The following is a 1,800-nucleotide window of genomic DNA, read 5'->3' on the forward strand; positions in this document are numbered from 1 at the left end:
TCAGCTTGTAGGAGATATCGGCGTCGGTGCCGCTGCTGCCGATGCGGGTGACCTCGCACAGTTTTTTCCGCACGCATGAAGACGATCAGCGGATCGATGATGTTCACGCTCAGCTTCATGTGGTTGGCCAGTTCCGGCAGCCGCACCAGTCGCGCAGGAACAGGATCTTGACCGCCAGTTCGACCAGGAATACGAACGGCAGGCCTGTCTCCAGGATGGTTCGTGGCGGGCGCTGGATCGAGGTGTTGGTCGCGGCGACCGCGGAAGCGAACTTTTCCCTGCGTTCGGTATCGGGTTCAGCCAGCAGTTGCATTTCGTCCATGACAAAGACTCCCAAGTGCACGTTCAGGTACGGAGCCAGAAGATCTGGCAAGCGGTTCCGGCGGCGATGGCGACTGCGTAGGGGAGCTTTCCGACTGACTCCGTGGGCTGTGTGTCTCCGGCCGCTGCGCCGCCCATCTGACGAATATGTCGCTGCACAATCATTGTGCGGAGGTTGCAGACGAGTTGGGGCAACGTGCGCTTGCAGGTGCTGGCGAGCAATGCCAGCACGCCGCCGGCGATCAGGGTGGCTAGCACGGTACTTAAGATGGCTGGGGTGCCCAGGTATGCGCCGACCATGCCCATCAACTTCACGTCGCCTGCACCCATCGTGCGAAAAACGTACAATGGCATCAGGGCGAACGTTCCAACTGCCATCCCCGTCAATGCGAAAATCGCGCCTTCTCCGGACGGCGAGATCGCGTGATATGCGACCGCGAGCGTTGCGCCGGTCGCGACAAGCCAGTTTGGAATGCGATGCTCACGAACGTCGAACGTCGTGGCAAGCACCAACATGACGACGAGGGCCACGAGGCTCAACTGCGTTGTGTCGGTGAAATGAAAAATGGGCGGCATGGCGGACTCGGTGAGGTTGGAATTGCCCGCCCCGGCTATGGGGCGGGCAGTATTTTTTATTTACGGCGTTGCCTTTCCAAGCTCGGTCCCAATCGCGGTGAACACTTTTACCAGCTCGTCTCCCACGATGTCGACGGAGGCGATAATAACTACAGCGATCAGCGCTGCGATCAGGCCATATTCAATTGCCGTTACGCCGTCTTCTTCCTGCATAAAGCTCTTGATGAATTTCATGATGTTCCCCTTCAGGTTGGTAGCGATAGGTTGGTGGTTCTCAATGTTCAGCGCGGCGTTGCATCTTCGATCCGGCTCCTACATCAATGCGATGATCGCGAGGACGCAGATGACGGCAATGAGAGACCAGGCGAGGGCGTACTCATAGAGCGAACCCCCGGATTTACCTTCGAGGAAATCGACGAACGCTGGCGGTAGTTGTTCGAGAAAGTACATGGCTTCCTTCCACGTTCTGCTGCTCTTCGTTCGGGATTTGCTGTCCGGGATCAATACCCGCGCTGATGCTTAATGTATGCCCTTGCTTACACAACCGCATCGCACAAACGCACCTTTATGGCGGAGACATTTGTGCTGTTTTTTTGGTGCAGAGCCGTGACAAACGTCACGTTGCGCGATCGCACGAAGTGTTGCAGCGAGTCGCAAGGTGCAAACCTGGGCGCGGAAGAAGGGGCGGACCGGAGCGTCGCGCGGGAGTGGTATCAGCAGGTCGCAGAGGTGCGGTGGTTCACCGCGAAGACGTACAGTTCGAGCCGGTTGTTTACTTCCAGCTTCTTGTAGATCGAGACCAGGTAGTTGCGCAACGTGTGCTCCGAGATGAACAGGCTTTGCGCGAGCGCCTTGTTCGTCATGCCGTTGCCCTCGATGATCGCGTCGACGATCTGGCGTTCC

The 1,800-nt window shown here is 57.9% G+C and carries 5 protein-coding genes; all 5 read right to left on the reverse strand.

Annotation, left to right across the window (positions count from 1 at the left end):
• Nucleotides 1-115: 115 nt before the first annotated feature.
• Nucleotides 116-322, reverse strand: coding sequence for a hypothetical protein (locus tag D3872_RS00005; protein ID WP_119808872.1), 207 nt, complete (start codon nucleotides 320-322; stop codon nucleotides 116-118).
• 23 nt (nucleotides 323-345) lie between these two features.
• On the reverse strand, nucleotides 346-897 hold the full coding sequence (locus D3872_RS00010) for an A24 family peptidase (protein WP_119808873.1): 552 nt from the start codon (nucleotides 895-897) through the stop codon (nucleotides 346-348).
• Nucleotides 898-957: 60 nt separating this feature from the next.
• Nucleotides 958-1,131, reverse strand: coding sequence for a Flp family type IVb pilin (locus D3872_RS00015; protein ID WP_119808874.1), 174 nt, complete (start codon nucleotides 1,129-1,131; stop codon nucleotides 958-960).
• A gap of 78 nt (nucleotides 1,132-1,209) precedes the next feature.
• The gene (locus D3872_RS25450) at nucleotides 1,210-1,347 is read right to left on the reverse strand and encodes a hypothetical protein (protein WP_182915616.1); all 138 of its coding nucleotides are present in this window, start codon (nucleotides 1,345-1,347) and stop codon (nucleotides 1,210-1,212) included.
• 263 nt (nucleotides 1,348-1,610) lie between these two features.
• Nucleotides 1,611-1,800: response regulator transcription factor (locus D3872_RS00020; RefSeq protein WP_147373743.1), on the reverse strand; the 190-nt coding region annotated here is incomplete at its 5' end.

The organism is Massilia cavernae (assembly GCF_003590855.1).
GTDB classification, from domain to species: Bacteria; Pseudomonadota; Gammaproteobacteria; order Burkholderiales; family Burkholderiaceae_D; genus Telluria_A; species Telluria_A cavernae.